Source organism: Rhizobium sp. BK008, assembly GCF_014197345.1.
GTDB lineage: Bacteria > Pseudomonadota > Alphaproteobacteria > Rhizobiales > Rhizobiaceae > Rhizobium > Rhizobium anhuiense.
The window spans coordinates 210,755-235,202 of sequence record NZ_JACIFK010000009.1 but is presented as its reverse complement, the minus strand read 5'-3'; the positions used below and the strand labels follow the sequence as shown (position 1 = coordinate 235,202).

Below are 24,448 nucleotides of genomic sequence, written 5' to 3'. Positions count from 1 at the left end.
ATATTCCTTATTGGACCGGAGTTGCTTGACTGACCTGAGCTGCACTTTCAGCCTGATCGGCAATATGCGGCAGAACCTGTACAGCGGTGCCGATGGGGCAACGCTGGTAAAGATCGATGGCGTCTTCGTTGAACATGCGGATACATCCGCTGGAGGCATCCTTGCCGATGCTCCACGGCTCCAATGTGCCATGGAAGCGATAGCCGGTGTCAACGCCGTCGCGATGCAGGTACATGGCGCGGGGCCCGAGTGGGTTCTTTGGCGAGCCTCCGGCCACGAATTCCGGCAGTTCGGGATGGCGCTTGCGCATCTCCGGCGGCGGCGTCCAGCGCGGCCAAAGCGATTTAGCATCGATCGTGGCCCGGCCAAACCATTTGAAGCCCTCGCGGCCGACGCCGACGCCGTAGCGAATGGCGGTCTTGCTCTCCATGATGACGTAGAGAAAATGGTGCCGTGTATCGACGACGACGGTGCCGATCGGCTCGCTGCTGAAATATTTGACGACTTGGCGGTGCCACTTCCTGTCGATCTTGGCGAAGTTGGTCTTTTGGAAGGTCACGCCATTGTCGACGGCGGTGCCGGCAAAATTGGAAGACGCGACGGCAAAGGCGGGTTTCTGGATCGCACCCACGCCAAGTAACGCCAAACCACCAAGCAAAATATCCCTGCGGGTCCCCACCATCGGCAATATCCCCCTTAAAGCCAGCAGCGGAATATTAGTAAATCAGATTTTTCATTTGCGACAACAGAAAATTCTTCTCTTCCATAAAGACCGAGATCGCCTTTCCGGTTTCATGGGTCTGTATTGCTATGGTCGTTACCCCGGACGATCGTACGCCAGACAAACATACGGATCCCTCAAACGGACAGACAGTTGACAGTCGCCCAGGCCCCCCACTCCAGGCGCCCCGCACAACAGAACCGATTCCGATGGCAATTCACCTCTGCGCAGAGCGTGCTGGCCCGATATCTGCGTGCAACCTCTTCGGGAGTGTCGAAGGCGTAGATTTTATCGACTAAAAGGTGACTAAAATAATCATCTTATGTTGACAAGGTCTCTTTCGCTCCATAGTTTCCGCCCGCATCCGAGAGGTAGGGACCAAGCAATGGCGCGTGTTTTTTTGAATGTTTCTAATAACGTATCGAGAATTTATAGAGATAGCCTATTTGTCACGACAGCGATCGTCCTGATCGGCATTGCAGCATCGCCGGCCGCAGCCCAGAGCACTTCTGCCGATGCCAATGCGACAGCGCTGGATCCGATCGTCATTGAAGGCGGCGCATCCTCTGATAGCAAGACCGACCGGACCTCCGTTGCCGCCAAGAACAGCTCGGCTGCGACCAAAATCAACACGCCGCTCATCGAAACGCCGCGTTCGGTCTCGGTGACCACCGAGAAGGAAATCGAGCAGCGCGGCGCGCAGAGCATCATCGAGGCCGTGCGTTATTCGGCCGGCGTGACGACCGGACCGAACGGCTTCGATCCGCGCTTCGATCAGATCTTCATTCGCGGCTTCAACATCACGACGGTCGGTGACTATCGCGACAGCTTGCGCCAGCCTTATATCAATTACGGTATGTTCCGCACCGATCCATATCAACTGCAGCGCGTCGAGGTGATCAAGGGGCCGGTATCCGTTCTCTACGGATCGGGATCGCCGGGCGGTTTGGTGAACAAGATATCGAAGCTTCCAACCGAAGAGCCGATCCACGAAGTCGGTATCTCCTACAGCACCAAGGATCGGGCTCAGGCGATGTTCGATTTCGGTGGGCCGATCAGCGAAGGGAACGACGATTTTCTCTATCGCATCGTCGGCCTTGCACGCCACGGCGACAACAATTTCGATATTGCCGACGACCGGTATTTCCTGGCGCCGTCCTTCACCTGGAAGCCCGACGAAGGCACGTCCTTCACGCTGTACGGCCTGGCGCAGTCCGACGAGACCGATGCCAATGTCGGCGCGATCACGACCGTCGACGGCAAGATTCTCGACATAAGGCAGAGCGATCCCGATTACGACTACCAGAAGGTCAAGCAGCAGCAGGTCGGTTATCAGTTCGAGCACGAATTCGACAACGGCCTGACGTTCCGCCAGAACCTGCGCTATTCGCATCTCGATCTTAGGGCTCGTTACCTCGGCGTTTCCAGCTGGACCGGTACTGTCGCCCATCGTAACGCCAGTTCGATCCGGGACGAGATGAACGTCTTCCAGGTCGACAACCAGCTCGAGGCAAAGTTCGATACGGGTCCCCTTGCGCATACGATGCTGTTCGGGCTCGACTACACCAATCTCCAGTCGAACTGGGGCTACGGCATCGGGGCGGTGAACTCGGCATTCGATTTCGATATTGCCAACCCGACCTATGGTGTTTCGGGCGCTACACCGGACTATAACTTCATTGTTGCCGATGCCGATATGCGCCAAGTCGGCATTTACGCCCTGGACCAGATCGAGGCTGGAAACTGGCGCTTCAACCTCGGCGGCCGCCAGACCTGGGTGAACCAGACGCGCGACACGACCTACCCCTCTTTCGGCTTGAACGACTCGGAAGACGTCAACAAGAATGCCTTCTCCTGGCAGGCCGGTGCGCTTTACCTCTTCGACAACGGCATTGCGCCCTTCGTTTCCTACGCGACCTCGTTCGATCCGGTGACCAACCGGTCGACATCCGGCAAGATCCTGGAGCCGACGGAGGGCGAACAGTACGAGGTCGGCGTGAAGTACCAGCCGCCCGGCACCGACATCCTGCTGTCGGCGGTCGCCTATCACATCGTCGAAAAAAACAAGCCTGTGCTGGTCAATCCGCTGACCCTTGCCTATGATTCGCTCGGCGAAGTGACGGGAAAAGGCATCGAGCTTGAAGCGCGTGCGGCAGTTGCCGACGGCCTCGACATCATTGCGGCCTACACCTACAACCATTCCGAGGTGACCGGAGGCGACAATGAGGGCAACACGCCGGCCTTCACGCCCGCGCATGTCGCAAGCCTCTGGGCCAACTATACTTTCCAGGAAACCAATCCCTTCAACGGCCTCTCGCTCGGCGCAGGTGTCCGCTACATCAGCAACAACTGGACGGACACGGCCAACACCTCGAAGAACCCGTCGAGCTTCTATGTCGACGCATCCGCCGCCTATGATTTCGGGGTGGTCGACAAGAAATACGAGGGCCTGACGGCTGCCTTCAATATCCGCAACATTGCCGACCACCGCGACACGGTCTGCAACGAGGGCTTCTGCTATCTCGGCCAGGGCCGCAACATGACAGCCACCTTGAAGTATCGGTGGTAGGCGTGGCGACAGGGACGAACGGGGCATCTCGGCGCCGGAATTCGATCGCCGATCATTCTGTCGCCCACCAGGCCGTCGACCTCGACGGCCTGGTGGGCGACAGTCCGTTCTCCTATTGCCGCGGCAAGCTGCTCGGCGCGCCACCGCAGACAGGCATCGTCGTTCCCTGCAGGGATCTTTGCGACCGGGCGATCTTCGACGAGATCATCGGCCGTTATGCGCAAAAGTTTCCAGGCAGCGACCGCCGCGCGATCGTCTCCATGTGGACGCTCTACTATTTCAGCATGCTGACGATCGCTCCCAGCGTCCACATGTTCGTGCATCGGATCGGGCTGCCGCTGGAGATCGATCGGCTTTCCCTCGTCTGCAACGAACATACGGGCGAGCCGGAGGCATTCGTGATGTCCGAAAGGCCTGAGGCGACCACCGATCCGGCCGCTGAGCTTCACTGGCTGATGCGCGGCCATGTCGAGCCGGTAATCGCGGCGATCGCCGCCAATGCCGCCGTCGCTCCGAAGCTTCTCTGGAACAATGTTGCGGCGTATCTCTCCTGGATTCTCAAGGAGATCGCCCATCGCCACGAGCCCGGCCTCGTCGAAGGCGGGATGGCCCTGCTGGAAGAGGCGGTATGGCCGTGCGGCAGGCGCAATCCGATGTTCGGCATGATCCGCATCGCACGACAGCAATGCGGCCTCGAATTCGCCCGCCGGAAGGTCTGCTGCCTGCGTTATAACCTGCCGGGAGTCGGTGGCTGCGGTGAAGCCTGCCCGCTGCCGGATGGGCGTCATTAGAGCGGTTCAGCTTTTAACGCAAGCGCCGAACCGCCCTATCCTTTTGTGTTCTACGCAATTTCCTGACCTTCCGGGACATCGGCGAGCGGCTTGACCATGAACAGGCACGGATGGTCCTCGTGCCAGAGGTTTGCAAAGACCTCCGCGCGCACGAAGCCGTTCCGGTCATAGAAGCGCCGCGTCGCCTCGAATTGTGGCTCGTCGCAGCCGCGGGGGGCGAGCGTCTTGACCGTCAGCAGCCGGGCGCCCGATTCATGGCCGAAGCGTTCGGCCGCATCGATGAGATGGCGTCCGGCGCCGCGACCGTGGTGTTCGGGTCGTGTCGCAATCAGCGCGATCTCGACGGCACCGGGCGGGTGCGGCTTAAGCGCCATCAATGCCGTCACGACATCCGTTTCGATATAGCCGAACACCGGCAGGTCTTCGATCGCCCGGGCGCTCGCTTCGATCACCTCCGGTTCTGAAAACCAGTCGGGCAAAGCTCCCATGATCGATCGGCAGAGCTCCGCCTTGCCCGTCAGGATCTCCACTGTCCTTCCCATTTTTTCTCGCTTTCATCAGGTCGATTTAAACTTGACTCTTGTTATCACCTTAAAATAGACACTGCAATCAAATCGTGTAGTTTTTCTCGAAAAGGCCCGCCAAGACCGCACCCGACCAGCAACGACAGAGCCTGATTTTCCATTTGTAAAAGGGTACAGGACAATGCAAGCATTGCATCGTGATGTGAACGGAAATGCCGTTGTCAACGCCATGATCGAAAACAAGGACAAGCTCCTTAGAACGATTGAAAGCGTTGTCAAATCAAAGTTATATTCGGAAGATATCTTTCAGGATGGAGTCATTAAAGCCTATGGGGTCAAGACCGACGGCATTCGCTGCCCGATCGGTTACGCCTTCCGGATGGTCTATAATCTCGCACTCGACGAGAGCCGCCGCCGACGCCAGCAGATGAACAACTATAGGTCGATAGACCAGGTTCAGGAGATCACGGCTCCCATCCCCACCGTGCTCGACCAGCTGGTCGCCGCCGAGACCTTGCGCAATGTGCTTGCCTCGCTCGAGGCGCTGCCGAAGCGAACCAATGATGCCTTCGTTCGCCATCGCCTCAACGGCGTGCCGCAGAAGGACATCGCAGCCGAACTCGGCGTCTCAAGGACCCTCGTCAACTTCATGATCAAGGCGGCGGAGGAACATTGCCATCTGGCAATCACCGAACCTGCTTCCCGCCCCGATCATGCAAGCCGGCAGGATCCTACCGTTTCGCTGCGTGCAGCGCCTGCTGCAGATCGCTCCACAACAGTTCCGGCTCTTCCAGGCCAACGGCGAAACGAACCGTCTGCTCGCTCACGCCGAACCGGATGAAAGAGGTCATCCGGTCGGGGATCTGCAGCGCGACCTTGGCAGGGACCACCAGCGTTTCCGGTCCCCCCCAGCTGACGCCGAGGCGGATGTCGCGAAGGCTGTTTACGAAGCGCGCAACATCGATATCGGGATTGAGATCGAAGGCAAACAGCCCCGCGTAACCCGTGAGCGTTGCCCGGCCGGGATGGTCCTGAAACACCGGATGACGAACGCGTGCGATGGCGGAATGCTCCTTCAGCCGCCCGGCCAGCAAAAGCCCGCTGCGCTCATGCTCCTTGAGACGCACACGCAGCGTACGCATGCCGCGCAGCAACAGCCAGGCCTCGAAGGGTGAAAGCTTGGCGCCGACATAGGGGTAGGACGTTGCATTGATCCTGGCGATGGCCTCCTTCGAGCCGACGACGACGCCGGCGACCGTATCGCTGTGACCGCCGAGATATTTCGAGGCGGCGTGAATGACGATGTCGACGCCGTGCTGGATCGGTTTCTGAAAGAGCGGCGTCGCCCAGGAATTGTCGATGACGGTGGTAACGCCGGCCTCCTTTGCCATGGCCGACAGCGCCGCAATGTCCTGAAGCTCGAAGACGAAGGATGTGGGATTTTCGAGGTAGAGCAGCTTGGCGCCCGACAGCGCCTTGCGGACCTCATCGTGGTCGGCAGGATCCACGAAATCCACCGCGACCCCGAGCCTGCCGAGCAGCTTCACCAGAAGGCGGTAGACATCGTTGTAGAGGTGACGGACCGCAACGACCCGGTCTCCCGCCTGTACGAGGCTGAGAATTGTCGATGTGATGGCCGCCGTTCCGCTCGAGAAAGCGCGTCCGTCCTCTGCGCCCTCGAGGCGGGCGACCAGGAGTTCGAATTCGCGAACCGTCGGATTGTCGCCGCGCGAATAGATATAGTTGCGGGTACGGCCGGCAAAGACATCCTCCATCGCCTCGTAACTGTCGTAGGTGAAGAGGGACGTCTGGAAGATCGGCGGAGACACGGCGTTGAATGCCGCCGGATCGACAGGCGTAAAGAGATCGTCGGCGGTCGCATGGGCGCCAAGGTCGTGCGGGTTGATCGACTGGTTCATGGTCATCCTCTCATGGACAAAAGCTGGGATATGGACGGATGGAGGTCAGATGGTCGGCGGAGCGCCGCCGCAGCGCGCGAAGTGCGCTCATCAGGCAGACGGCCGACAGCAAGCCGGTCAGGGCCGAGGCCAGGGACATGGCTGCCAGCAAACCTGAAAAGCCGAAAAAGGGCGGCAGGAGCGCCATCAGCGGAAAAAGCAGATACCCATTCTGCGCCAGACCAATCGCAACCGCCGCTTTCGGTCTGCCCTGAGCCTGGAAGAGGATCAGCACCGTTTGCCGCAGGCCGAACAGCAGAAGCGGGAGATGGGTTGCGATGATCGCTTGCCCCGCAATACCAATCACCGTGGGATCGTCGGTGAAGAAGGAGGCAAGCTGTTCGGAGAAGGCGAGTGCGGTGAGCCCATAGGCGCCACTCACTGCACTGGTGACCACTGTCAGGATGCGGGTTGCCGACAGCACCCGGGCCATATCGCCTCGACCCCAGGCAAAGCTCAGGATCGACTGGGCCCCGAGCGAAATGCCGATGACGGGGAGCGTTCCCACAGCAAGCAGCCGCAAGGCAATGCCAATGCCGGCGATGCCGGCTTCTCCGTGATAGGTGCCGGCGAGCGACACCATTGCCGCAATCGCGCCTGCGGTTGCGAGACTCGTCAGCGTCGTCGGCGCGCCCACGGCAAGGACCGGCCTGAAAGAGCCGATATCCCTCCACCGCCAGCCAAATGTCAGCCGGATCGTCCCAAGCCGCCTGGCGTGGTAGGCGCCATAGATGCAAAGCGCGACGAACTGGGACAGGATGGTTGCGATTGCAACGCCCTGCAGGCCGAGACCGAAGCCGAAGATCATGATCGGGTCGAGGATCATATTCAGCGCAAAGCAGGCGACCAGCGTCCACATGCTGAAGCGGGCATTGCCTTCCGCGATCGCCAGGAAATCGAGAATGATCTGCGCCATCGTCAGCGGCACCGAGATCGCAATGATCATCAGATAATGCTGCGCGAGCGGCTGAAGGGCAGGCGTGGCGCCGACCAGCAGCAAATCCGGAAATGCGACGATCGCGATAGCGCTGGCCGCGCCGAAGGCAACACCGGCCGCAAGGCTGATCGAGGCGATGGCGCCGGCCCGGGATCGGTTGCCGGCGCCGAGCATCCGCCCGACCTCTGTTGCGACACCGACGCCGATCCCTTCGCCGAAGGCGGCGATGAGCATCAGGATCGGCAGGACGATCATGATCGCCGCGATCTGGTCTTCCCCGATCATTCCGACGAAGACCATGTTTATCGTATGATGGGTGGCGTTGATCGACAGGCCGAACATGGCCGGCAGTCCGAGCCGAAGCAGCAGCCTGAAAAGCTGGGGACTGGCAAGGTCCTCCGGTGCGAGGCGTTGCCGTCTCCGGAAGCTGCCGCTTGCGTCGCTCATGTCGTTCATGATGCAGGCACCCAGAGACGGTCACCGAAGAAACGCTCGCGGCCGAGCATCACGAGCAGCGCCCGCTTGTGCGGAAAATCGAAATGCTTGACCTTGGCAAAACCGGAGCGATCGAGGTTGCGGATCTGCTGCTCGTGACTGGCGCGCGGCTCGCCGACGATGCGCTTGGTGCGCGGATCGTCGAGGAAGATGAAATGCATCAGCGAGGGAAGCCAGGCGCTGATCCATTTCTTGCCGCGATAATCGGGCTCGCCGATAGCGACATGCCAACCGCGATCATAGTCGTCGGCATCGTAAAAGGGACCGAGCCGGTTCTCCTTGGCCCAGTAGACTTCGAAATAGCCGAAGGGGATATCTGCGAAACTGCCGATCAGCGGCAGGACATGTGGATCGGCGATCCTCTCTTCCAGGATCTCCCGATGTTTGTCGATCGAGCCGGCATCCTCCCAGATCGTGTTGACCTGTTCGTCGTTCATCCAGCGATGAAAGACTGCAAGATCGGTCTCGGGATCGGCCACCGTGAAGGTGATATCCCGCTCCAGCCAGGGGATGAACCGCCTGTAGATGGTGCCCTTCGGCTTTGCCGGCCGGCGCGGATGATAGCGGCCCGCAGTCATCTCCTGCACGGGCGGCAGGGGATAGGATAGCTGCGGCAGCCAGAGCGAGGGCCACTGCCACAGGATCGCCGAATCGAGCCCTCCGCCTGCGTCCGCAATGTGTCCGGGAAGGCTTGTCTGATGCCCTTCGAAGACGACTGAGGTGATCGAGCGATCTTCTGCCGTCACCGCTTCGGCCGCCGCCATCAGAAGCTCCGGCGATTGAACCGGATCCCCATGGTAGAAGGTCACCGACGCTACGCTGGCCTCCACCTCGAATGCGGCTTCGTGGTGGCCATAGGCGGTCTTGAGGTGAATGAGATTGGGCGCGAGACTGACGTAGCTGCGCGACTGCAGAGCGCGCCTTTGTTTGGCGGCGTCGAAATCCATGATGTTCTCCTTGCCGAGTCGGGCCTTTGGCGCTGTGAGCATGAAGCGAGCTCTTGCGCCGATTTGGTAGAATGACGATCCATCTCCCGCCGAATTTAGGGATAAGCGAAGAAAAAAATTCTCATCAATTTTCTAAACTGCGGCCTGCCGGATCCGTCATTTGCGCATGACCATCATCACCGCAGGAGCTGCGAATGAATAATCTTGAGCCCCACGACGATCTCTGGATCGCCGTTATCGACACCGAGCATCGCTACTCGGTCTGGCCGCAGGACAAGCGGATTCCCATCGGCTGGGAGCCCGCGGGTTTTGCCGGTTCGCGCCAGCAATGCCTGGCGCATATCCGCGAGGTCTGGGCGGATCCGCGCCCGCTCTCCTTGCGCTTGGCGATATCAGGCGATGCGCGTCTCTGAAACGGCTGGATGGCACGGATGAACAAGCAGATCACAAACTTCGCAGATGCCCACCCGACCGATGCGACAACGGATGCGGTCTTCGAGAGCTTTCCATTGACGATCGCGCAGAAGCGTATCTGGTCGCTGGAGCAGATCGGCAACTACACGGTCTTTCCCGATCAGGTCATTTCGCTGCGATTGAGCCCGGCGGTCGACGTCAAGACGATTGCCGGCGCCTGCCGGGCGCTCGTGGCGCAACATCCCTCCCTTGCCACCCGGTTCCGTCGGCTGGCGGGCGGCCGCGTCGAACAATATCGCGGCACCGTGAATGCTGTGCCGATCGAGATTGTCGGCGAAGGTGCCGCTCTTGACGAGCCGGATGCACTGGCCGCACAGAAAACCTTTCGCGGCAGACGCTTCGATCTTCTTGCCGGCCCGCCGGCGCGTGTTCAGATTGGCCTGCTGGCCGGCGGCCAGTCGCTTCTGACGATCGTGCTTCATCCGATTATCGCAGACGATCGCGAGAAGTCGGTTCTTGCCGGCTCCCTGACGCGAATTCTCGATGGCGGACCCGCCGGCGAAACGCAGCCGGCAGAAATCTTGGCCGGAACGCGGGAGGCTGAGTGGCTGCAGACGGAAGAGGCGCAGCAGTCCCTCTCCTATTGGCGGAACACGATCGGTCTCGACTACGCAGCCTCGACCTTTCCCACCCGCTTCAACAGTGGTGGACTGGCAGGCGTGGCACGTGCTCAGCACCCATTTTCGATCGCGCCGGATCTCTGGGAAAAGCTCGGGCGACATGCGCAGCAAAAAGGGTATCCGGTCGAGCGCGTGCTTCATGCCGCCTTTTGCGCGCTGCTGGCACGCTATAGCGGCAACTATGCCTTGCTGACCGGGCTGCTCGTCGCGCGGCCGCAGAAGGAGCACCTTGCGAACCTCGGCCGTGCCGAACAGGTCCTTCCCCTCATCCTGTCGCTGACGTCGAGAAATTCTCTCGACGATGTCATTGCTGCGATCTCATCGGCGACCGAGGAGGGGCTTCGCCGGCTCGTGCCGCTGGAGCGCATCACGCAGGAATTGGTGGTCGACGAAGCGGCTGCCCAGGAAGCCGTGGTCAAGGCCCTGTTCGAATTCCGCGAGCCGTATCCGATCCCCGCGCACGCAACAAATCTGGAGCCACTGGGTGCGCGCGCCGACAGCGAGCTTTCCCTGGTGATCGAGGCAGATCTGAATGGGGCCGCCTCCGGGCTGATCGATTATGCGCAGGATCTCTATGACAGCGCGCTGATTGCCCGTGTCTCCCGGCATTTCGGCCTTGTGCTCGAGCAGATCGTCGCGCGGGACAATGTGCGGATCAAGAATATCGAACTCGTCGGCAGCGGCGAGCTCGACTGGTTGTCTGCGCCCTACGAAGACGACGTCATCAACGATGACAGGCCGGTCCACGAGTTGATCGCAGCCCATTCGCGCCAGACGCCTGACAAGACGGCGATCGTCTACGGCGACGAGGAATGGAGCCATGGCTGGCTGGAAGCCAGCACCAACCGTCTCGCACATCGGTTGCGGCATCTCGGCGTTCGAGCCGAGGTGACGGTCGCCATCTTCATCAAACGCTCGCCGGAGGCCATCGTCGGGATTCTCGCGACGCTGAAGGCGGGCGGCGCCTATATCCCGGTCGAGCCCGACCACCCGCCGGTGCGCAACCATCACATTCTGCGCGACGGCGGCGTCAAGATCGTTCTGACCCACAGCTGGCTTCGCCATCGGCTGCCGGAAGAGCTCGACACCATTATCCTCGAACTCGACAAGATCGATCTCGACGGCGAGCCGGATACACCGCTTGATGTGCCGATCCACAAGGATCAACTCGCCTATGTCATGTACACCTCCGGATCGACGGGATTGCCGAAGGGCGTGGCCGTCGAGCACGGGCCGCTGACGCACCATCTGCAAAACACCTCACGTGTCTATGGCATGAGCTCGGCGTCCCGCGAGCTGCCGTTCCTGCCTTTCAGTTCGGATGGCGGGCACGAGCGATGGATGAACCCGCTGATGGAAGGCGGCAGTATCATTCTTCCCGATCAGCCGTTGTGGACGCCGGAAGAGACGTTGACGGCCATGCGCAAGCATGGCGCCAACAATGCCAGCATTCCCACAACCTATCTGCAGCAGCTGGCGGAGTGGGCCGATATAACAGATGGGGCGCCGCCGATGCGGCTTTACTCCTTCGGCGGCGAGGGGCTGGCGCAGCCAACCTTCGATCTATTGTCGCGGGCGCTGAAATCGGAATGGCTGATCAACGGCTACGGGCCGACCGAAACGATCATGACGCCGATGGTCTGGAAGGTGAGGGCCGGCACGAAATTCCAGGGGGTCTATGCTCCGCTCGGCCGTGCCGTCGGGCTAAGGCGGGTCTATGTGCTCGACCCCGACCTCAATCCGTGCCCGATCGGCGTCACCGGCGAGCTCTATATCGGCGGCGAGGGCGTCGCCCGCGGTTATCTCGGCAAGCCGGACACGACGGCGGACCGTTTCATTCCCGACCCGTTCTCCGCGGAGGGCGGCAGGCTTTATCGTTCCGGCGATCTGACGCGTTGGCGTGATGACGGAACCGTCGAATTCGTCGGTCGCGTCGACCATCAGGTCAAGCTTCGCGGCTACCGGATCGAGCTCGGCGAGATCGAAGCGGCGCTCCTGCAGCAACCCGGCGTCGGCGAGGCCCTTGTGGTTCTGCGCGATGACGATGCCGGCGGCGAAAAGGCGCTCGTTGCCTACGTCGTCCCGAAGAAGGACGAGACGCTTGACGTCGAGATGGTCCGCGCCGGCCTTGAACGCAGCCTGCCCTCCTATATGGTGCCGGCCGCGGTGGTCGAACTGGAAAAAATGCCGACCAATCCGAACAGCAAGCTCGACCGCTTTGCGCTGCCGGCGCCGCAACCGATCAAGCGCGCCATCGTGGAACCGGCATCGGCTCTCGAAGAGGAGGTGCTGGATGTGTGGCGTCAGGTTCTCAAGCTGGAAGCGATCAGCGTCGAGGACAATTTTTTCGCGATCGGCGGCAATTCGCTCGGGGCGATCCGCATCCTTTCGCTGCTCCGGCAGCGCCGGCCGAAAACCCCGCTCATCGTCGCCGATATCTTCAACAATCCGACCATTCGCTCCTTTGCCGGCGTGATGGAGCAGGGGGATCAGCGGGATCTGTCTGAGGTGATCGTGCTGCGCGCTTCCGGCGCCAAGCCGCGGCTTTATTGCTTCCCGGGGCTTCTCGTCAGCACCCGCGAATATGTGAAGCTCGTCGATTATCTCGGCGCCGATCAACCGGCGACCGGCTTCATTTGCCACTCGTTGTCCGAGAAGAAGGAAGTCGGCGCTCCGATCGAAGAGATTATCGAGAGCTACGTCGATTATATCAGGACGCATAACAAAGGCGCGCCCTGCTATTTCCTCGGCTGGTCGTGGGGCGGGCTTCTGGCCTACGAGGCCGCCCGCACCCTCGGCAACGAGGTCGACGTCAGGATGATGGCGATGGTCGACGTTTGCGACCTCGGATCGGAATTTGCGATCGGCGCCAAGCCGCGCTTCCGGCCGGGCGAGCGCGACGCGCTTCATAAAGATGTGCAGGCGTGGCTTGGACGAACCGCGATGCGTCCCGAATGGGACCGGCTGCTGTCGACGATGGATGCGGATACCTACGATCAGTTCCTGCGCTTCGTCGGCGACGAAAAGGATCCGCTTCCGAACGACGGGCCTGACATCAGTAGCCGCGAACATACGTTCTGGGTGCTGATCGACAATGCCCTAATCTTCCGCAAGCACCGGCTCGTTCCCCACGATGTGCCGATCTATCCCTGGGCTGCCGACGACAGCCTCAACCGCGGCCTCAACCTGATCGACTGGCGCCGCCTGTCGCCACGGGCGCGTGCCGCCGAAATCATCACAGGCACTAACCATCTGCATATGATCGGGTCTCCCGCCTTCCACTCAAGGCTTGCCCTGCGTCTCAAGGAAACAGAGAAGGATATCGCATGACCGTCGCTTTTGCCCGCAGGGATGTCATAAACGAGCCGCTCGATATCGCCGGCATTGGCATCGGCCCTTCCAATCTGAGCCTCGCCTGCCTGTTCGAGGCGGTGCCGGAGATCAGGAGCCGTTTCTTCGAACGGCGCGACTCCTTCGACTGGCATCCCGGCATGATGATGCCGGGCGTCGAGCTGCAATCGTCCTTTCTGAAGGACCTCGTCACCCCGGTCCTGCCGACCAGCCGCTGGTCGTTCGTCTCCTATCTGGTGGCGCACAAGAGGCTCTACGCCTTCCTGAACGCCAATTATGACGCCGTTCCCCGGCAGGAATTTGCACGTTATCTCGCCTGGGTCGCCAACGGCCTGGACGGACTGCGCTTTGGAACCGAGATTCGCGACGTCGAGCACCGCGACGACCGCTTCTTCCTGCGGTTCGACAATGGGCAGGAAGAAGCCCGCAATCTCGTGATCGGCACCGGATCTTCGCCCTTCGTGCCCGACTGGGCAAAACCGTTTCTGGGCGCCGATTGCTTTCACAACAGCGAGGCCAAATCGCGCCTCAGTGGTCTCGGTGCTGCCCGTATCGTCGTGGTCGGCGGCGGTCAAAGCGGCGGCGAGGTTGTCGAAGCCTTGCTTGCCGATCCCGGTTCCATGAATGAGCTGACATGGATCAGCCGGCGTCATAATTTCGAGCCGATCAACGACACCCCGTTTTCGAACCAGGTTTTCTCGCCGGAATACGTGCAGGCCTATCTGAAGCTCGGCGGCGAGCAGAAGCAGGCAGCCTTGAAGAACTCGATCCTGACCAGCGATGGCTTGTCGATTTCGACGATTCATTCGATCTACCGCCGCCTCTATGCGTTGCGCTATCTCGAGCCGGGCACGCTCAACGCATCTCTGGCGCCCAATCGCGATGTGATCCAGATGGAGAGGAACGGCAATGCCTACCGGCTCATCGTCAGGAACCAATTCGACGGCGGAATCGAGGTGCTGCATGCAGATGCGGTGGTTCTGGCAACCGGCTACCGGTTCCGCTTGCCGGAGGCTCTCGGCTCGCTGGGTGAACGGATAACGCTCGACAGAAACGGCTATCCCATTCTCAACGACGACTACACGATGCAGTGGACGGGTCCGAGGGCCAACCGGCTGTTTGCGCAGAATGCGGGCCGGTACTCGCACGGCATCGCCGACTCCCAGCTCAGCCTCATGGCCTGGCGCAGCGCAATGATCGTCAATACGCTTCTCGGCCGGCAGCATTTCGATGCGGAACCCGACAATGCGCAACTGGCCTGGGCGACGGAGACCGCTTCCGCAATGCCTCATCAGTTCCGGGCCGGTTATTCAGATGGCCTGCTATCGTCCTGAAATAGCCGTGTAGAAATGCCGGGGAGGCCGGATTGAGAGCAGGCAGCCAGCGCGACGACGTGCTGGCTGCCGCTTTCGATCAGACGGTGCTGCCATCGCCGATCGCGATCGCCGCCTGTTATGACAGGGATGCCATCTTTCCAGGAAAAGGCGATGTTGCAGGGATCCTCGCGCAGCCCGACGCCGAGTGCCTTCAGATGGCTCTCCTTGAGCGTCCAAAGTGCAATGGCCCCGCGCGCGCGTTCGTGCGCAGGCAATTGCGCGAGCCAGCGCCGTTCGTCTGCGCTGCAATAGCTATCCCATGCCGCCTCTTCGATCTCGGCGTCGGCGCGTTCGCAGTCTATTCCGACGCAATCACAACCTGACGCGACAGCGACCGTCACAAGCCCGTCGGCATTGGCGAGGCTGAATTGCAGCGTATCATGATCCTTAAGTCTCAGCTTGCCGTGCTTGTCCGAAGACAATGCGACCTTGCCCGGCGCTGTCCCGGTATGCACGCTCAACAGCCGCCGCAAGAGATAGCGGCCGGCAATGAACGAGGCGCTATCCCGCTCGAACCGGTAGGTTGCTGCGCGCTCCTGTTCATCCGGCGAAAGCGACTGCATCCAGCGGTTCCAGTCGCCTTCATTGCTGGAATACGGCCAGAGCGCGATTTCGATGCCGGCAGGTTGGTTTTCTGATTGCTGCATGGCTCCAATATCTGTCCCCCGGACCGATTGACAAGCAGTCAGGTGCTTGCCGACGTTGCCCCGCGGTTCGCCAATCCCTCAACTGCCCGAACTGAAGACTTTAGCGCAGCTTCTCAACGGCGATGGCAAGACATGTCTTGAACGCGGCAAGGTCCGTATAGAGTGCATCCGGCGGCGCGTCTCCGATGACGAGGACACCGCCGCGCCGCTCAATTCCGGCATGCAGCATCAGATTGTCGGCCAGGCCGAAATCCTCGATCGCAATCCCGTTCGGGTCTCGCAATCGGCCTTCCGCATCATAGGCGACGGCGCCGCCATAAAGATCGCTCACGCGTCCGCTGTGGTCGCGGGCCACATTCGTGTAGGCGAAGACCGGCTTACCGCTTGCGCACATAAAGCCGAGTTCGAAGGCCGTCCCCGTATCGGCGGCAACGCCGCGAAAGGGCGTCAGATTGGCGATGATCGCATCAGCCTGCATCATCATCTTCTCGTCCACCGCGTTGATCGCCGCGGCCCGCTCGCGCTTCGAGTTCGTCTGCGGGATTTCCAGATCGCCGGGCGAGAGCGGGAGAAGTCCCGCCTCACGGGCAAGTGCCGCTTTGCGGTCGAGGATTTCACGGGCATTGGGAAGGAAGACTTCCGGACCGGCGAGATAGACTTTTTTCGTCATGAAATTGCACCTGAAAGGGATGGGCTCGGCAACCAAAATATCTTCCCCGCTGTAGCGCGAAGAAGGATTTCAATCCAGTGGGCGAAACCGCCCATGCCCGGTTGCTTAAGCACACTCAGCGGAAAAGATCGGGAAGTTCCGAGCGTGCAATGTCCCGCAGCCTGATCGCTTCCGCCATGTCTATCGAGCGATAAGGAGACCGTAGACGGGTGCCCACGGGTCCCCAATTGCCGATGGCAGACAACAATTTGTCGATAGCGGCGTTCGAATAGCCGAATTCCTGGCGGAAGGGGACGATATGCACGTCCATGAACGCGCGGATGCGCCGTTCCAGATCGAGTGCGGCATCGATATTGGTTTGCATCGATGTCGTCCAGCTCTGCGCACCGCGGGGGCTAAGGCAGGCGACATTGGAAAAGGAACCGGCCGCGACGCCCTCTTTGATGCCGGTTGCGAGATGATGACCGGGAACGAAAAGCGACAGAGCGGAAAGATGCCGGCGCGCCTCTGCGTACCAGAGGCCGTCGCCGTCGGCGAGCTTGATGCCGATCACGTCAGGGGCGGCCGCACAGACCGCGCCGAGTTCCTTTGGCGTCAGCACGCGTTTCGCATGCGGCGGATTGTAGAGGATGAGCGGAATTCCGTCGGCAGCATTGGCAGCGCGATTCAAGAAGTCGATCGCTTCGGCATTGGTGAGCGGCCACCAGTCCGGCAATATGACCTGAATGGCGCGGGGGTCGAGCGAGGCGGCACGGCGGACTCGGTTGAGCATGATCGATGGGTCCGGTTGGCAGGCCCCGATCACGAAGGGGGTTGAGGATGCTTTGCAGCGTCCAGCCAGCATCTCCTGGATCCTGTCGAATTCCTCCTCCGTCTGATTGTGGAATTCTCCTGCTGTGCCGTTGGAATAGATGCCGTCGACGCCGGCCTCGATGAGGATGTCGATCTCCTCGGCGAGTTTGTCGAATTCGATGCTGTCACCGGCCGCAATCGGCAGAAGCAGGCTCGCCCAGTTTCCGCCGATGGCGGCACGCGGCATCTTTGCGTTCATCTGTTTTCCCCAATGAATGACGGATCAATCGAGGTCGTCGCGGATGCAGGCCTTGAAGTGGCCGGGCGCGACCTCACGCAATTGCGGAACGGCGCCGGCGCAGGCCTCGAGAGCACTCGGACAGCGCGTGCGAAAGACGCACCCGCTCGGCGGATTGGCCGGACTTGGAATATCGCCTTTCAGGATCTGCCTGTCGCGACGGGCATCCGGATCGGGCGATGGGATCGCCGAGAGCAGGGCGCGCGTATAGGGATGCTGTGGTCTCGCATAGAGATCGGCGCTCGGCGCGATCTCCATGATACGGCCGAGATAGAGTACGATCACCCGGTCACAGATATATTCGACGACGGCGAGGTCATGCGAGATGAACAGCATTGTAAGGCCAAGCCGCTGCTGCAGGTCGCGCAGCAGGTTGATCACCTGCGCCTGGATCGACACGTCGAGCGCCGAAACCGGCTCGTCGGCGACGATGAATTCGGGCGACAAGGTCAAAGCGCGGGCGATCCCGATGCGCTGGCGCTGACCACCGGAAAATTCATGCGCGTACCGATTGATCGCCTCGGCAGGCAAGTCGACCTGGGCCAAGGCCGACAGCGCCCGATCGAGCCTGTCGCCGACGCTGCCGATCCCCTGGATTTTCAGTCCCTCCGTCAGGATTTCGCCGATCGTCATGCGCGGCGACAGGCTGGCGAAGGGGTCCTGGAAAATATACTGCATGCGCGGCCTTTGCCGTCTGAGCGCCGAGGCCGAAAGCGTGGTGAGTTCCGTTCCGTCAAAGCGGACGCTGCCGGAAGACGGTTCGACGAGCCGCAGGACGGAACGCCCGATCGTGGTCTTTCCGCTGCCGGATTCGCCGACAAGCCCGACGACTTCACCCTTGCCGATGTCGAAGGAAATACCCTGAAGAATGTTCAGTCGCGTGCCGCGGGAGGTATAGTGTTTCGAAAGGTCGCGGACGGAGAGCAGCGGTGCGCTCATCTAGATCTCCTGCCACCTGATGCAGCGGCTGCGGTGCTGCGGATTGACCTGTTCGAGCCCAGGCACGACGGCGCGACAGGCGTCGATCGCGAATGTGCAGCGCGGGGAAAAGGCGCAGCCGCTCGGCATGTTCATCAGGCTCGGGACCATGCCAGGAATGGCGGCGAGCTTTTCGCCGGCCTGTTTCATCCGCGCGGCGTCGCCGAGGCGAGGCATGGAGGCGAGAAGACCCATGGTATAGGGATGCTTCGGATTGCGGAAAACCTCGCCGACCGGCCCTTCTTCGACGATGCGGCCGGCGTACATCACCGCGACGCGATGGGCGATTTCGGCGACGACGCCGAGATTGTGGGTGACGAAGAGCATGGCCATGCCGCGCTCACGCTGCAATTTGAGAAGCAGATCGAGAATCTGCGCCTGGATCGTCACGTCGAGCGCCGTGGTCGGCTCATCGGCGATCAGCAGCGCCGGATCGCAGGCGAGCGCCATGGCGATGGTGGCGCGTTGCCGCATGCCGCCCGAGAGTTCGTGCGGATATTGGCCGGCACGGCGTCGGGCGTCCGGAATGCCGACGCTTTCAAGGAGCGCGACGGCTGCGTCCATCGCCTTCTTGCGGTCCGCCCCGCGATGGACGCGGAGCGGCTCGGCGATCTGGTCGCCGATCGTGAAAACGGGATTGAGGCTCGACATCGGCTCCTGGAACACCATGCCGATGTCGTCGCCCCTGATCCTGCGCATGCTCTCTTCGTCGAGGCCAACAAGATCCTGGGCCGCGCCGCCGCGCGTCGTCAGGCGGATACTACCCGCTGCGATCGCACCGATGCCGCGGGTGAGCAGCCGCATGACCGACAGGCTGGTGACAGACTTGCCGGAGCCGGATTCGCCGACGAGTGCCAGCGTCTCGCCGGCGGCAATGCTGAGGTCAATATCGTTGACCGCCGTGATCTCGCCGCCGCGGACGCGGAAGATCGTTCGCAATCCCCTGATGTCGAGTACGGGTTCGGCGGTCTGTTCCATCAGCCGTCTCAGTTCAGCAGGCCGGTCGCACGCAGGATCTCGTCGATCCGTGCTGTTTCCGCATCGTTCAGGGAGGCACGCGGCCGCGGCATGACGGCGGTGTCGATGATGCCGAGGCTGCGCATGGCAGCCTTGAAGGCGCCGATGCCGGCGGCGCCGCCGCTGACGCGGCTCTGTGCAACCCAAACGATTTCGAAGAGGCGGCAGAGACGCTCCTGCTCCTTCCTCGCGGCGACCCAGTCGCCGCGCTGCGCAGCATCCCAAAGTCTGATATAGCCGTGCGGATCGACATTGGCGATGCCGGGAACGACGCCGTGGGCGCCCATCAGCAGGGCGTTGTCGACAACGATCTCGGAACCGGTCATCAGGAAGACGTCCTTGTGTTCGGCAAGGTCGAGAAGCGCATAGCGGAAGTTGCCGTCGTCGCCGCTGGAATCCTTGAGGCCGATGATGGCGCCTTCCCTGGCAAGCGTGACGACGGTCTGGCGCTGCAGCTTGACGTGAACGCAAACGGGAATGTCGTAGGCGACCAGTGGAACGTCCACCGCGTCTCTGACATAACGGAAATGATCGAGGATCTCGGATTGGCTGGTGACGGTATAAAATGGTGCCGTCACCACCACCGCGTCGGCGCCGGCGGCCTTTGCGACTTTCGCATGGGCGATGACGCGATCCGTGGTCGGGGCGATGACGCCGACGATGAGCGGCACGCGGCCATTCACCACCTTGGCCGAATGTTCGATGATTTCGCGCCGGGTCTTCTCGTCATGGAAGATCACCTCGCTCGTCGAGCCGAGGACGAATACGCCATGGCTGCCGGCACCGATCAGATGTTCGAGCACGCGCGTATAGGAAGGATAGTCGACGGTAAAATCCGGATTGAGCGGTGTTACGACGGGAGGGACGACCCCCTTGAATTTGGTCATTTTCGCTTCTCTCGATTGTCAGTTCAGTTCGGCACGCGGGTCGAAGGCATCTCTGAGGCCATCGCCAATGAAGTTGATCGCAAGCACCGCAAGGATCAGCGCGGCGCCGGGGAAGAGCCATTGCCACGGATATTGTTCGAGCACGGCCGTTGATCGGGCAGCGTTCAGCATGTTGCCCCAGCTTGCCGCCGGCGGAGCGATGCCGAGACCGAGGAAGGACAGGCCCGCCTCGAGCAGGATGGCATTGGCGATCTGCAGCGTCGCATAGACCACGAGGATATCAATCGAGTTCGGCAGGCCGTGGCGGAAGAGCAGATGTCCGATGCCGGCGCCCATGCCGCGGGCGGCCATGACGAAGTCGCGCTCACGCAATTCCAGCAGCCGGGAGCGGATCATGCGCGCAAGGAGCGGCCAGGAGAGCAGCGAGATGACGAGGACGGTCGGCCAGATGCCGGTGCCGGCAATCGAGGCGAGCACAAGCAGGAAGATGACAGGCGGCAGCGTCATCACCAGATCGACGAAGCGCATCGAGACGGCATCCGCCCAGCGCCCTGCAAGCGCCGAGATGGCCCCAAAGAGAAAGCCGATGATCGCAGAAAGAGCGGTCGATGCGACGGCGACCAGAAGCGAAATCCGACCGCCTTCGAGCACGCGCGCAAAGACATCGCGACCGACGCCGTCGGTTCCGAACCAGTGCTTTGCCGTCGGGCCGCTGTTCATCGCCAGAAGATCGATGTCGTTCGGGCGGAAAGCCCACCACAGCGGATAGGAAAGGATCAACAGCAGCATCGGAAGAGCAATGCCGACGCCGGCAACGGCGGCGCGGTTGAGCAGAAAGCGGTCGAAAGCGCGGGCAAGCGGCCCCGGGCTGCGGCGTTGCGGGGAGCGTGCCAGCATGCTCAGCCCACCTTGATGCGCGGATCGACGACCGCATAGGTGATGTCGGTCAGAAGATTGATGACGATAACGCAAGTGCCGATGACGAGCGTCGCCCCCATGATGACGGGGTAGTCGCGGGTCTGCACGGCATCGACGAGCAAAAGACCCATGCCCGGCCAGTTGAAGACGCTCTCGATGAAGATGGCGCCGCCGATGGCAAGCCCGATGGTGGAGCCGATCAGGGTGACGATCGGAAGCAGCGCATTGCGCAACGCGTGTTTGGTGATGACCCAGAATTCGCGCACGCCCTTGGCGCGGGCCGTGCGCACGTAATCCTGGTTCAGGACTTCGAGCAGCGAAGCGCGCATGTAGCGCATGATCAATGCAGCTTGCGCGACGGATAGAAGTGCCGCCGGCAGGATCAGATGGTGGAGGAGATCGCCCACCGAGAACGTCTCGCCCGGCGTCAGCATGCCGCCAGACGGCATCCAGTGCAGGCGGACGGAGAAAAGATAAAGGCCGAGCAGTGCGCTGAGGAATGCCGGGCTCGAAATGCCGGCAAGCGCAGCCACCGATAGGGAGAGGTCGGCGAGCGAATTGCGGCGAACGGCGCCGATCACCCCGCAGGCGATGCCGACGACAATGGCGAAGACAAGGGCTGTGCCCATCAGCAGCACTGTCGGCCCGATCCGCGATAGCACCAGACCCAGAACCGGCTGGTCGAGACGCTTGATCGAATAGCCGAGATTGCCCGTCACCGCCTGCTGCAGCCAGCCCAGATACTGAACGGGCAAGGGCTGATCGAGCCCGAGGCTTCTGCGCAGATCGGCAAGATCCGACGGTGACATCGGCAGGTTCGGATCGATATAGGCATCGATCGGATCGCCTGGCGTCAGGCGCAGCAGCAGGAAGATCAGCATGCTCAGGGCGACGAGCATGCCCATTCCCATGATCAGGCGTCTGAGACTGTATCGGAGCATCGGCAATCCGTATTGTCGGGCCGTTTGTCAGGCCGTCTTGTCAGGGTGGCCGAAGCCACCCTCAAGGCTTTGCGGAAAACGCCTATTCGGCGATCGACCATTTCTGCGGGTCGGCCTGGTAGGGGCCGCCGCCCGGAGCCGGCGTCCAGACGAAATCCTTCACCTTGGTCGAGACGATGCCGTAGCGGTTTGCCACCCAGAGCGTGGCCCAGGGCAGGTTCGTGTTCATCACCTTGCAGACGTCTTGGTAGGCCGTATTCCGCTTGGCGCTGTCAGGCTCGGCAAGCGCGCTATCGAGTGCCTTGGTGAGGTCGGGCATGCGAACCCTGGCAACGTTCGGTCCGGCCGGAGGGATCTGCTTCTCGTTGAGGCCGACGTTGATGCTGCCGGCATCCGGCCCGTTCTGCAGCCCGGCATAGACCATCTGGAACTGGGCGATATCCGGCGTCGCATTGAGCACGATGCTGTTATAGGTCGGGGCATCGACGGCGCGCGGGACGATGTTGATGCCGACCTGGGCAAGCATTGCCTGGACTGCCGCAAGGACGTTGGTCGCCAGCGGGGTGGTGTAATAGGTCAGAAGCGTGATCGGCTTGGCGCCGTTGATCTGATCCCAGCCGGCTTCCGTCAGCAACTGCTTGGCCTTCTCCGGATCATAGGCATAGGTGTCGATATCAGGCGGTATCAGCTGTTCGGCGACATAGGCGCAGTTGGCGGGCTTTGCCGCGCCGCCGTAGAGGCTCTGGATGATGGCATCGCGATTGATCGCGTGCATCACCGCCTTGCGGACACGCACGTCCTTCCAGAGCGGGGAATCGTGGTTGAAGCCGAGATAGTTGACGACGAAAGAGTCACCTTCGATGACCTTGAAGTCCTTGTTGTCCTTGAAGGTCGGCACATCGTTGGAATCGACGTAAGTGAACTGGATTTCACCGGATCTCAGCGCTGCGATCGCTGCGGCCGGGTTGGCGAAATAGCGATTGATGACGCGTTCCAGGGCGGGCTTGCCACCACGATAATCGGTGTTTGCGGCAAGTTCGACATACTGGTCCGAGACGTATTTGGTGAATTTGAACGGGCCGGTGCCGATCGGGGTGGTGGACCATGGATGTGAAATCCGGCTCGGTGCTCGCCGCCCGACTGAAGGGCATATCGTCCGTCGAGGCGCCGGACGATCACACCGTCGTCATCAAGCTCAGCGCACCCAGCAGCAGTCTTCTCGACACGATGACCAAGGTGATGATGCTGCCCGAGCATGCGCTCTCCTCCATACCGGCCGACCAGCTGGCGAAGAACACCTGGTCGCAAGGCCGATGGTGAACTTGGCGTCCTTGGCGGTGAAGGGCTTGCCGTCATGCCATTTGGCATCGGCGAGCTTGAACGTGTAGGTCATCTGATCCGGGCTGACCTCGTAGGAGCTTGCCAGTGCGCCAACCACCTTCTGCAGCGCCTCGTCATAGCTGACCAGCGGTTCGTAGTAGATGCTGAGCCAGGTGAAGCCGGCGGTCGCGGCAAGCGGATTGAAATTGCCCTGGAAGCCGCCGGGGCCGACATCGAAACCGCCGGACAGGGTGGCGGCCTGAGCCTCTGTTGCAGCGCCCGAGACGACAAGAGCCGGCACGGCAACCGTCGACAGCATGGCGCCAAGCGCGATGGCGGATAATCTAGACAGTCTTTTCATGTGTTCCTCCCATGTTTGAACTTGCCTTGTTGTTGGCAATCACCCGGGCAATGCCCTCGTAGTGACGATCCAGGCGTCTGCGCGCCTCCTCCAGATCCCTTGCCTCGATCGCATCGACGATCGCGGCGTGATCGCGCCACGTCGCCATCGGATCGGTATTTTCAAGGTTGACGAAATCCGATGCCTTGTAGAAGGCGAGCCAGAAGACATCGATCAGCCGCACGAGCGTCTCATTGTCCTGGCAGCGAAACAGCAGTCGGTGGAACAGCTGGTCGTCTGTCGCAAAGGTTTCACCGCGCTCGGCATGGGCGCGCATGCGGTTGACGGTGGCGCGCAGTTCGGCGATGTCCTCCTCTGCGATCACCTCGATCGTCTTGCCGATCAACCCCACTTCCAAGGTCCGCCGGATTTCGAGGACCTCCTCGATCTGCCGCAGGGCGCCGCCGAGGCCGTAAGCGAGATTGTCGAGAAGCGGCTCGAAGGAAAAGGCCTTGACGAAGATGCCGACGCCGCGCCGCGTCTCTAGCACGCCGACCGATTCCAGCGCCTTGATGCCTTCCCTCAGCGAATTGCGGCTGACGCCGAGCTGGGTGGCGAGCTCTCCTTCAGCCGGAAGCAGGGTTCCGGGCGCCAGGCCATTATCATTGATATAGGCGCGCAGGCTTTCCTGGACCGATACGTGCAACAGCGGGGCGCGCGTCAGCGGCTTCATCGATTTCAATGTCATTTACCCCGGTCTTCTTCTGGTTTCGCCCATCTGATGAAGTCTACATATCCACTTGTAGGATATCTGTCAAATGGGCAGGTTTGCATCGCAGCGCAGAACTGGTCCGCTGCCTGGCGATTGCCCTTTCAT

At 61.3% G+C, this 24,448-nt stretch carries 20 protein-coding genes and 3 pseudogenes; 7 read left to right on the top strand and 16 right to left on the bottom strand.

Annotated features, from left to right (window positions below; genetic code table 11):
• Nucleotides 1-7: 7 nt before the first annotated feature.
• Nucleotides 8-682, bottom strand: a complete 675-nt coding sequence (locus tag FHT69_RS28875) for a L,D-transpeptidase (RefSeq protein ID WP_183906301.1) — start codon at nt 680-682, stop codon at nt 8-10.
• A gap of 424 nt (nt 683-1,106) precedes the next feature.
• On the opposite strand from FHT69_RS28875, the gene FHT69_RS28870 reads away from it, so the two are divergent.
• Both FHT69_RS28870 and fhuF read left to right on the top strand, forming a co-directional pair.
• Nucleotides 1,107-3,290 (top strand): TonB-dependent siderophore receptor, encoded by a 2,184-nt coding sequence (locus FHT69_RS28870; RefSeq protein WP_183906300.1) that lies wholly within the window; start codon nt 1,107-1,109, stop codon nt 3,288-3,290.
• A gap of 2 nt (nt 3,291-3,292) precedes the next feature.
• Nucleotides 3,293-4,081: a siderophore-iron reductase FhuF gene (fhuF, locus tag FHT69_RS28865; protein ID WP_183906299.1), complete on the top strand. Its 789-nt coding sequence runs from the start codon at nt 3,293-3,295 to the stop codon at nt 4,079-4,081.
• 50 nt (nt 4,082-4,131) lie between these two features.
• Here the strand turns inward: fhuF and FHT69_RS28860 are convergent, their stop codons facing one another.
• Nucleotides 4,132-4,623 (bottom strand): N-acetyltransferase, encoded by a 492-nt coding sequence (locus tag FHT69_RS28860; protein WP_132574819.1) that lies wholly within the window; start codon nt 4,621-4,623, stop codon nt 4,132-4,134.
• Between the two features lie 163 nt (nt 4,624-4,786).
• On the opposite strand from FHT69_RS28860, the gene FHT69_RS28855 reads away from it, so the two are divergent.
• Nucleotides 4,787-5,446, top strand: a complete 660-nt coding sequence (locus FHT69_RS28855) for a sigma-70 family RNA polymerase sigma factor (RefSeq protein ID WP_132574821.1) — start codon at nt 4,787-4,789, stop codon at nt 5,444-5,446.
• Here the strand turns inward: FHT69_RS28855 and FHT69_RS28850 are convergent.
• The 3 genes from FHT69_RS28850 to FHT69_RS28840 are packed head-to-tail and all read right to left on the bottom strand — an operon-like array spanning nt 5,337 to nt 8,942.
• Nucleotides 5,337-6,524 carry a PLP-dependent transferase gene (locus FHT69_RS28850; protein WP_047616705.1) on the bottom strand — a complete coding sequence of 396 codons (1,188 nt, stop codon included), beginning with the start codon at nt 6,522-6,524 and terminating at the stop codon, nt 5,337-5,339. The genes FHT69_RS28855 and FHT69_RS28850 overlap by 110 nt on opposite strands.
• 10 nt (nt 6,525-6,534) lie before the next feature.
• Nucleotides 6,535-7,956, bottom strand: a complete 1,422-nt coding sequence (locus FHT69_RS28845) for an MATE family efflux transporter (protein ID WP_183906298.1) — start codon at nt 7,954-7,956, stop codon at nt 6,535-6,537.
• The gene (locus FHT69_RS28840; RefSeq protein ID WP_183906325.1) at nt 7,953-8,942 is read right to left on the bottom strand and encodes a GNAT family N-acetyltransferase; all 990 of its coding nucleotides are present in this window, start codon (nt 8,940-8,942) and stop codon (nt 7,953-7,955) included. The genes FHT69_RS28845 and FHT69_RS28840 overlap by 4 nt, the downstream gene beginning before the upstream one ends.
• A 194-nt stretch (nt 8,943-9,136) precedes the next feature.
• Here FHT69_RS28840 and FHT69_RS28835 point away from each other — a divergent pair, with 194 nt between their 5' ends.
• The 3 genes from FHT69_RS28835 to FHT69_RS28825 are packed head-to-tail and all read left to right on the top strand — an operon-like array spanning nt 9,137 to nt 14,721.
• Nucleotides 9,137-9,355, top strand: a complete 219-nt coding sequence (locus FHT69_RS28835; RefSeq protein ID WP_132574825.1) for an MbtH family protein — start codon at nt 9,137-9,139, stop codon at nt 9,353-9,355.
• 18 nt (nt 9,356-9,373) lie between these two features.
• Nucleotides 9,374-13,366, top strand: coding sequence for a non-ribosomal peptide synthetase (locus tag FHT69_RS28830; protein ID WP_183906297.1), 3,993 nt, complete (start codon nt 9,374-9,376; stop codon nt 13,364-13,366).
• Entirely contained in the window at nt 13,363-14,721 is a 1,359-nt protein-coding gene (locus FHT69_RS28825) for a lysine N(6)-hydroxylase/L-ornithine N(5)-oxygenase family protein (RefSeq protein WP_183906296.1), read from the top strand. Before FHT69_RS28830 ends, FHT69_RS28825 begins: the two co-directional genes overlap by 4 nt.
• Here the strand turns inward: FHT69_RS28825 and FHT69_RS28820 are convergent.
• From FHT69_RS28820 to FHT69_RS34725, 9 genes and pseudogenes are all read right to left on the bottom strand, one after another.
• A complete protein-coding gene (locus tag FHT69_RS28820) occupies nt 14,694-15,410 on the bottom strand; it encodes a 4'-phosphopantetheinyl transferase superfamily protein (protein ID WP_183906295.1) in 717 nt (238 codons plus the stop codon). The genes FHT69_RS28825 and FHT69_RS28820 overlap by 28 nt on opposite strands.
• 100 nt (nt 15,411-15,510) lie before the next feature.
• On the bottom strand, nt 15,511-16,080 hold the full coding sequence (locus FHT69_RS28815; RefSeq protein ID WP_047616932.1) for a nucleoside 2-deoxyribosyltransferase: 570 nt from the start codon (nt 16,078-16,080) through the stop codon (nt 15,511-15,513).
• Between the two features lie 115 nt (nt 16,081-16,195).
• Nucleotides 16,196-17,131, bottom strand: coding sequence for a dihydrodipicolinate synthase family protein (locus FHT69_RS28810; RefSeq protein WP_183906294.1), 936 nt, complete (start codon nt 17,129-17,131; stop codon nt 16,196-16,198).
• A gap of 24 nt (nt 17,132-17,155) precedes the next feature.
• Entirely contained in the window at nt 17,156-18,109 is a 954-nt protein-coding gene (locus FHT69_RS28805; RefSeq protein WP_183906293.1) for an ABC transporter ATP-binding protein, read from the bottom strand.
• Nucleotides 18,110-19,126, bottom strand: coding sequence for an ABC transporter ATP-binding protein (locus FHT69_RS28800; RefSeq protein ID WP_063474056.1), 1,017 nt, complete (start codon nt 19,124-19,126; stop codon nt 18,110-18,112).
• A gap of 8 nt (nt 19,127-19,134) precedes the next feature.
• A complete protein-coding gene (locus tag FHT69_RS28795; protein ID WP_183906292.1) occupies nt 19,135-20,052 on the bottom strand; it encodes a dihydrodipicolinate synthase family protein in 918 nt (305 codons plus the stop codon).
• Nucleotides 20,053-20,070: 18 nt separating this feature from the next.
• Complete coding sequence (locus FHT69_RS28790) at nt 20,071-20,949, bottom strand: ABC transporter permease (RefSeq protein ID WP_183906291.1); 879 nt, start codon at nt 20,947-20,949, stop codon at nt 20,071-20,073.
• 2 nt (nt 20,950-20,951) lie between these two features.
• On the bottom strand, nt 20,952-21,911 hold the full coding sequence (locus FHT69_RS28785) for an ABC transporter permease (RefSeq protein WP_063474059.1): 960 nt from the start codon (nt 21,909-21,911) through the stop codon (nt 20,952-20,954).
• 82 nt (nt 21,912-21,993) lie between these two features.
• Nucleotides 21,994-23,016, bottom strand: a pseudogene (locus FHT69_RS34725) (ABC transporter substrate-binding protein); the annotation flags it as partial.
• Between FHT69_RS34725 and FHT69_RS34720 the strand changes: the two are divergent.
• A pseudogene (locus tag FHT69_RS34720) lies at nt 23,016-23,213 on the top strand (peptide ABC transporter substrate-binding protein); the annotation flags it as partial. The pseudogenes FHT69_RS34725 and FHT69_RS34720 sit on opposite strands and share 1 nt — an antisense overlap.
• Here the strand turns inward: FHT69_RS34720 and FHT69_RS34715 are convergent.
• Nucleotides 23,211-23,592 (bottom strand): annotated as a pseudogene (locus FHT69_RS34715) (ABC transporter substrate-binding protein); the annotation flags it as partial. The pseudogenes FHT69_RS34720 and FHT69_RS34715 sit on opposite strands and share 3 nt — an antisense overlap.
• On the bottom strand, nt 23,576-24,319 hold the full coding sequence (locus tag FHT69_RS28775; protein WP_183906290.1) for a FadR/GntR family transcriptional regulator: 744 nt from the start codon (nt 24,317-24,319) through the stop codon (nt 23,576-23,578). The gene FHT69_RS28775 and the pseudogene FHT69_RS34715, both read right to left, overlap by 17 nt.
• Between the last annotated feature and the right edge of the window lie 129 nt (nt 24,320-24,448).

Coding starts and splice junctions, on each gene's coding strand:
- FHT69_RS28805 (WP_183906293.1), bottom strand. CDS start 18,109: ATGAGCGCACCGCTGCTCTCCGTCCGCGACCTTTCGAAACACTATACC.
- FHT69_RS28850 (WP_047616705.1), bottom strand. CDS start 6,524: ATGAACCAGTCGATCAACCCGCACGACCTTGGCGCCCATGCGACCGCC.
- FHT69_RS28800 (WP_063474056.1), bottom strand. CDS start 19,126: ATGGAACAGACCGCCGAACCCGTACTCGACATCAGGGGATTGCGAACG.
- FHT69_RS28790 (WP_183906291.1), bottom strand. CDS start 20,949: ATGCTGGCACGCTCCCCGCAACGCCGCAGCCCGGGGCCGCTTGCCCGC.
- FHT69_RS28775 (WP_183906290.1), bottom strand. CDS start 24,319: ATGACATTGAAATCGATGAAGCCGCTGACGCGCGCCCCGCTGTTGCAC.
- FHT69_RS28855 (WP_132574821.1), top strand. CDS start 4,787: ATGCAAGCATTGCATCGTGATGTGAACGGAAATGCCGTTGTCAACGCC.
- FHT69_RS28860 (WP_132574819.1), bottom strand. CDS start 4,623: ATGGGAAGGACAGTGGAGATCCTGACGGGCAAGGCGGAGCTCTGCCGA.
- FHT69_RS28810 (WP_183906294.1), bottom strand. CDS start 17,131: ATGAACGCAAAGATGCCGCGTGCCGCCATCGGCGGAAACTGGGCGAGC.
- FHT69_RS28845 (WP_183906298.1), bottom strand. CDS start 7,956: ATGAACGACATGAGCGACGCAAGCGGCAGCTTCCGGAGACGGCAACGC.
- FHT69_RS28870 (WP_183906300.1), top strand. CDS start 1,107: ATGGCGCGTGTTTTTTTGAATGTTTCTAATAACGTATCGAGAATTTAT.
- FHT69_RS28815 (WP_047616932.1), bottom strand. CDS start 16,080: ATGACGAAAAAAGTCTATCTCGCCGGTCCGGAAGTCTTCCTTCCCAAT.
- FHT69_RS28785 (WP_063474059.1), bottom strand. CDS start 21,911: ATGCTCCGATACAGTCTCAGACGCCTGATCATGGGAATGGGCATGCTC.
- FHT69_RS28840 (WP_183906325.1), bottom strand. CDS start 8,942: ATGGATTTCGACGCCGCCAAACAAAGGCGCGCTCTGCAGTCGCGCAGC.
- FHT69_RS28825 (WP_183906296.1), top strand. CDS start 13,363: ATGACCGTCGCTTTTGCCCGCAGGGATGTCATAAACGAGCCGCTCGAT.
- FHT69_RS28835 (WP_132574825.1), top strand. CDS start 9,137: ATGAATAATCTTGAGCCCCACGACGATCTCTGGATCGCCGTTATCGAC.
- FHT69_RS28875 (WP_183906301.1), bottom strand. CDS start 682: ATGGTGGGGACCCGCAGGGATATTTTGCTTGGTGGTTTGGCGTTACTT.
- FHT69_RS28795 (WP_183906292.1), bottom strand. CDS start 20,052: ATGACCAAATTCAAGGGGGTCGTCCCTCCCGTCGTAACACCGCTCAAT.
- FHT69_RS28830 (WP_183906297.1), top strand. CDS start 9,374: ATGAACAAGCAGATCACAAACTTCGCAGATGCCCACCCGACCGATGCG.
- FHT69_RS28820 (WP_183906295.1), bottom strand. CDS start 15,410: ATGCAGCAATCAGAAAACCAACCTGCCGGCATCGAAATCGCGCTCTGG.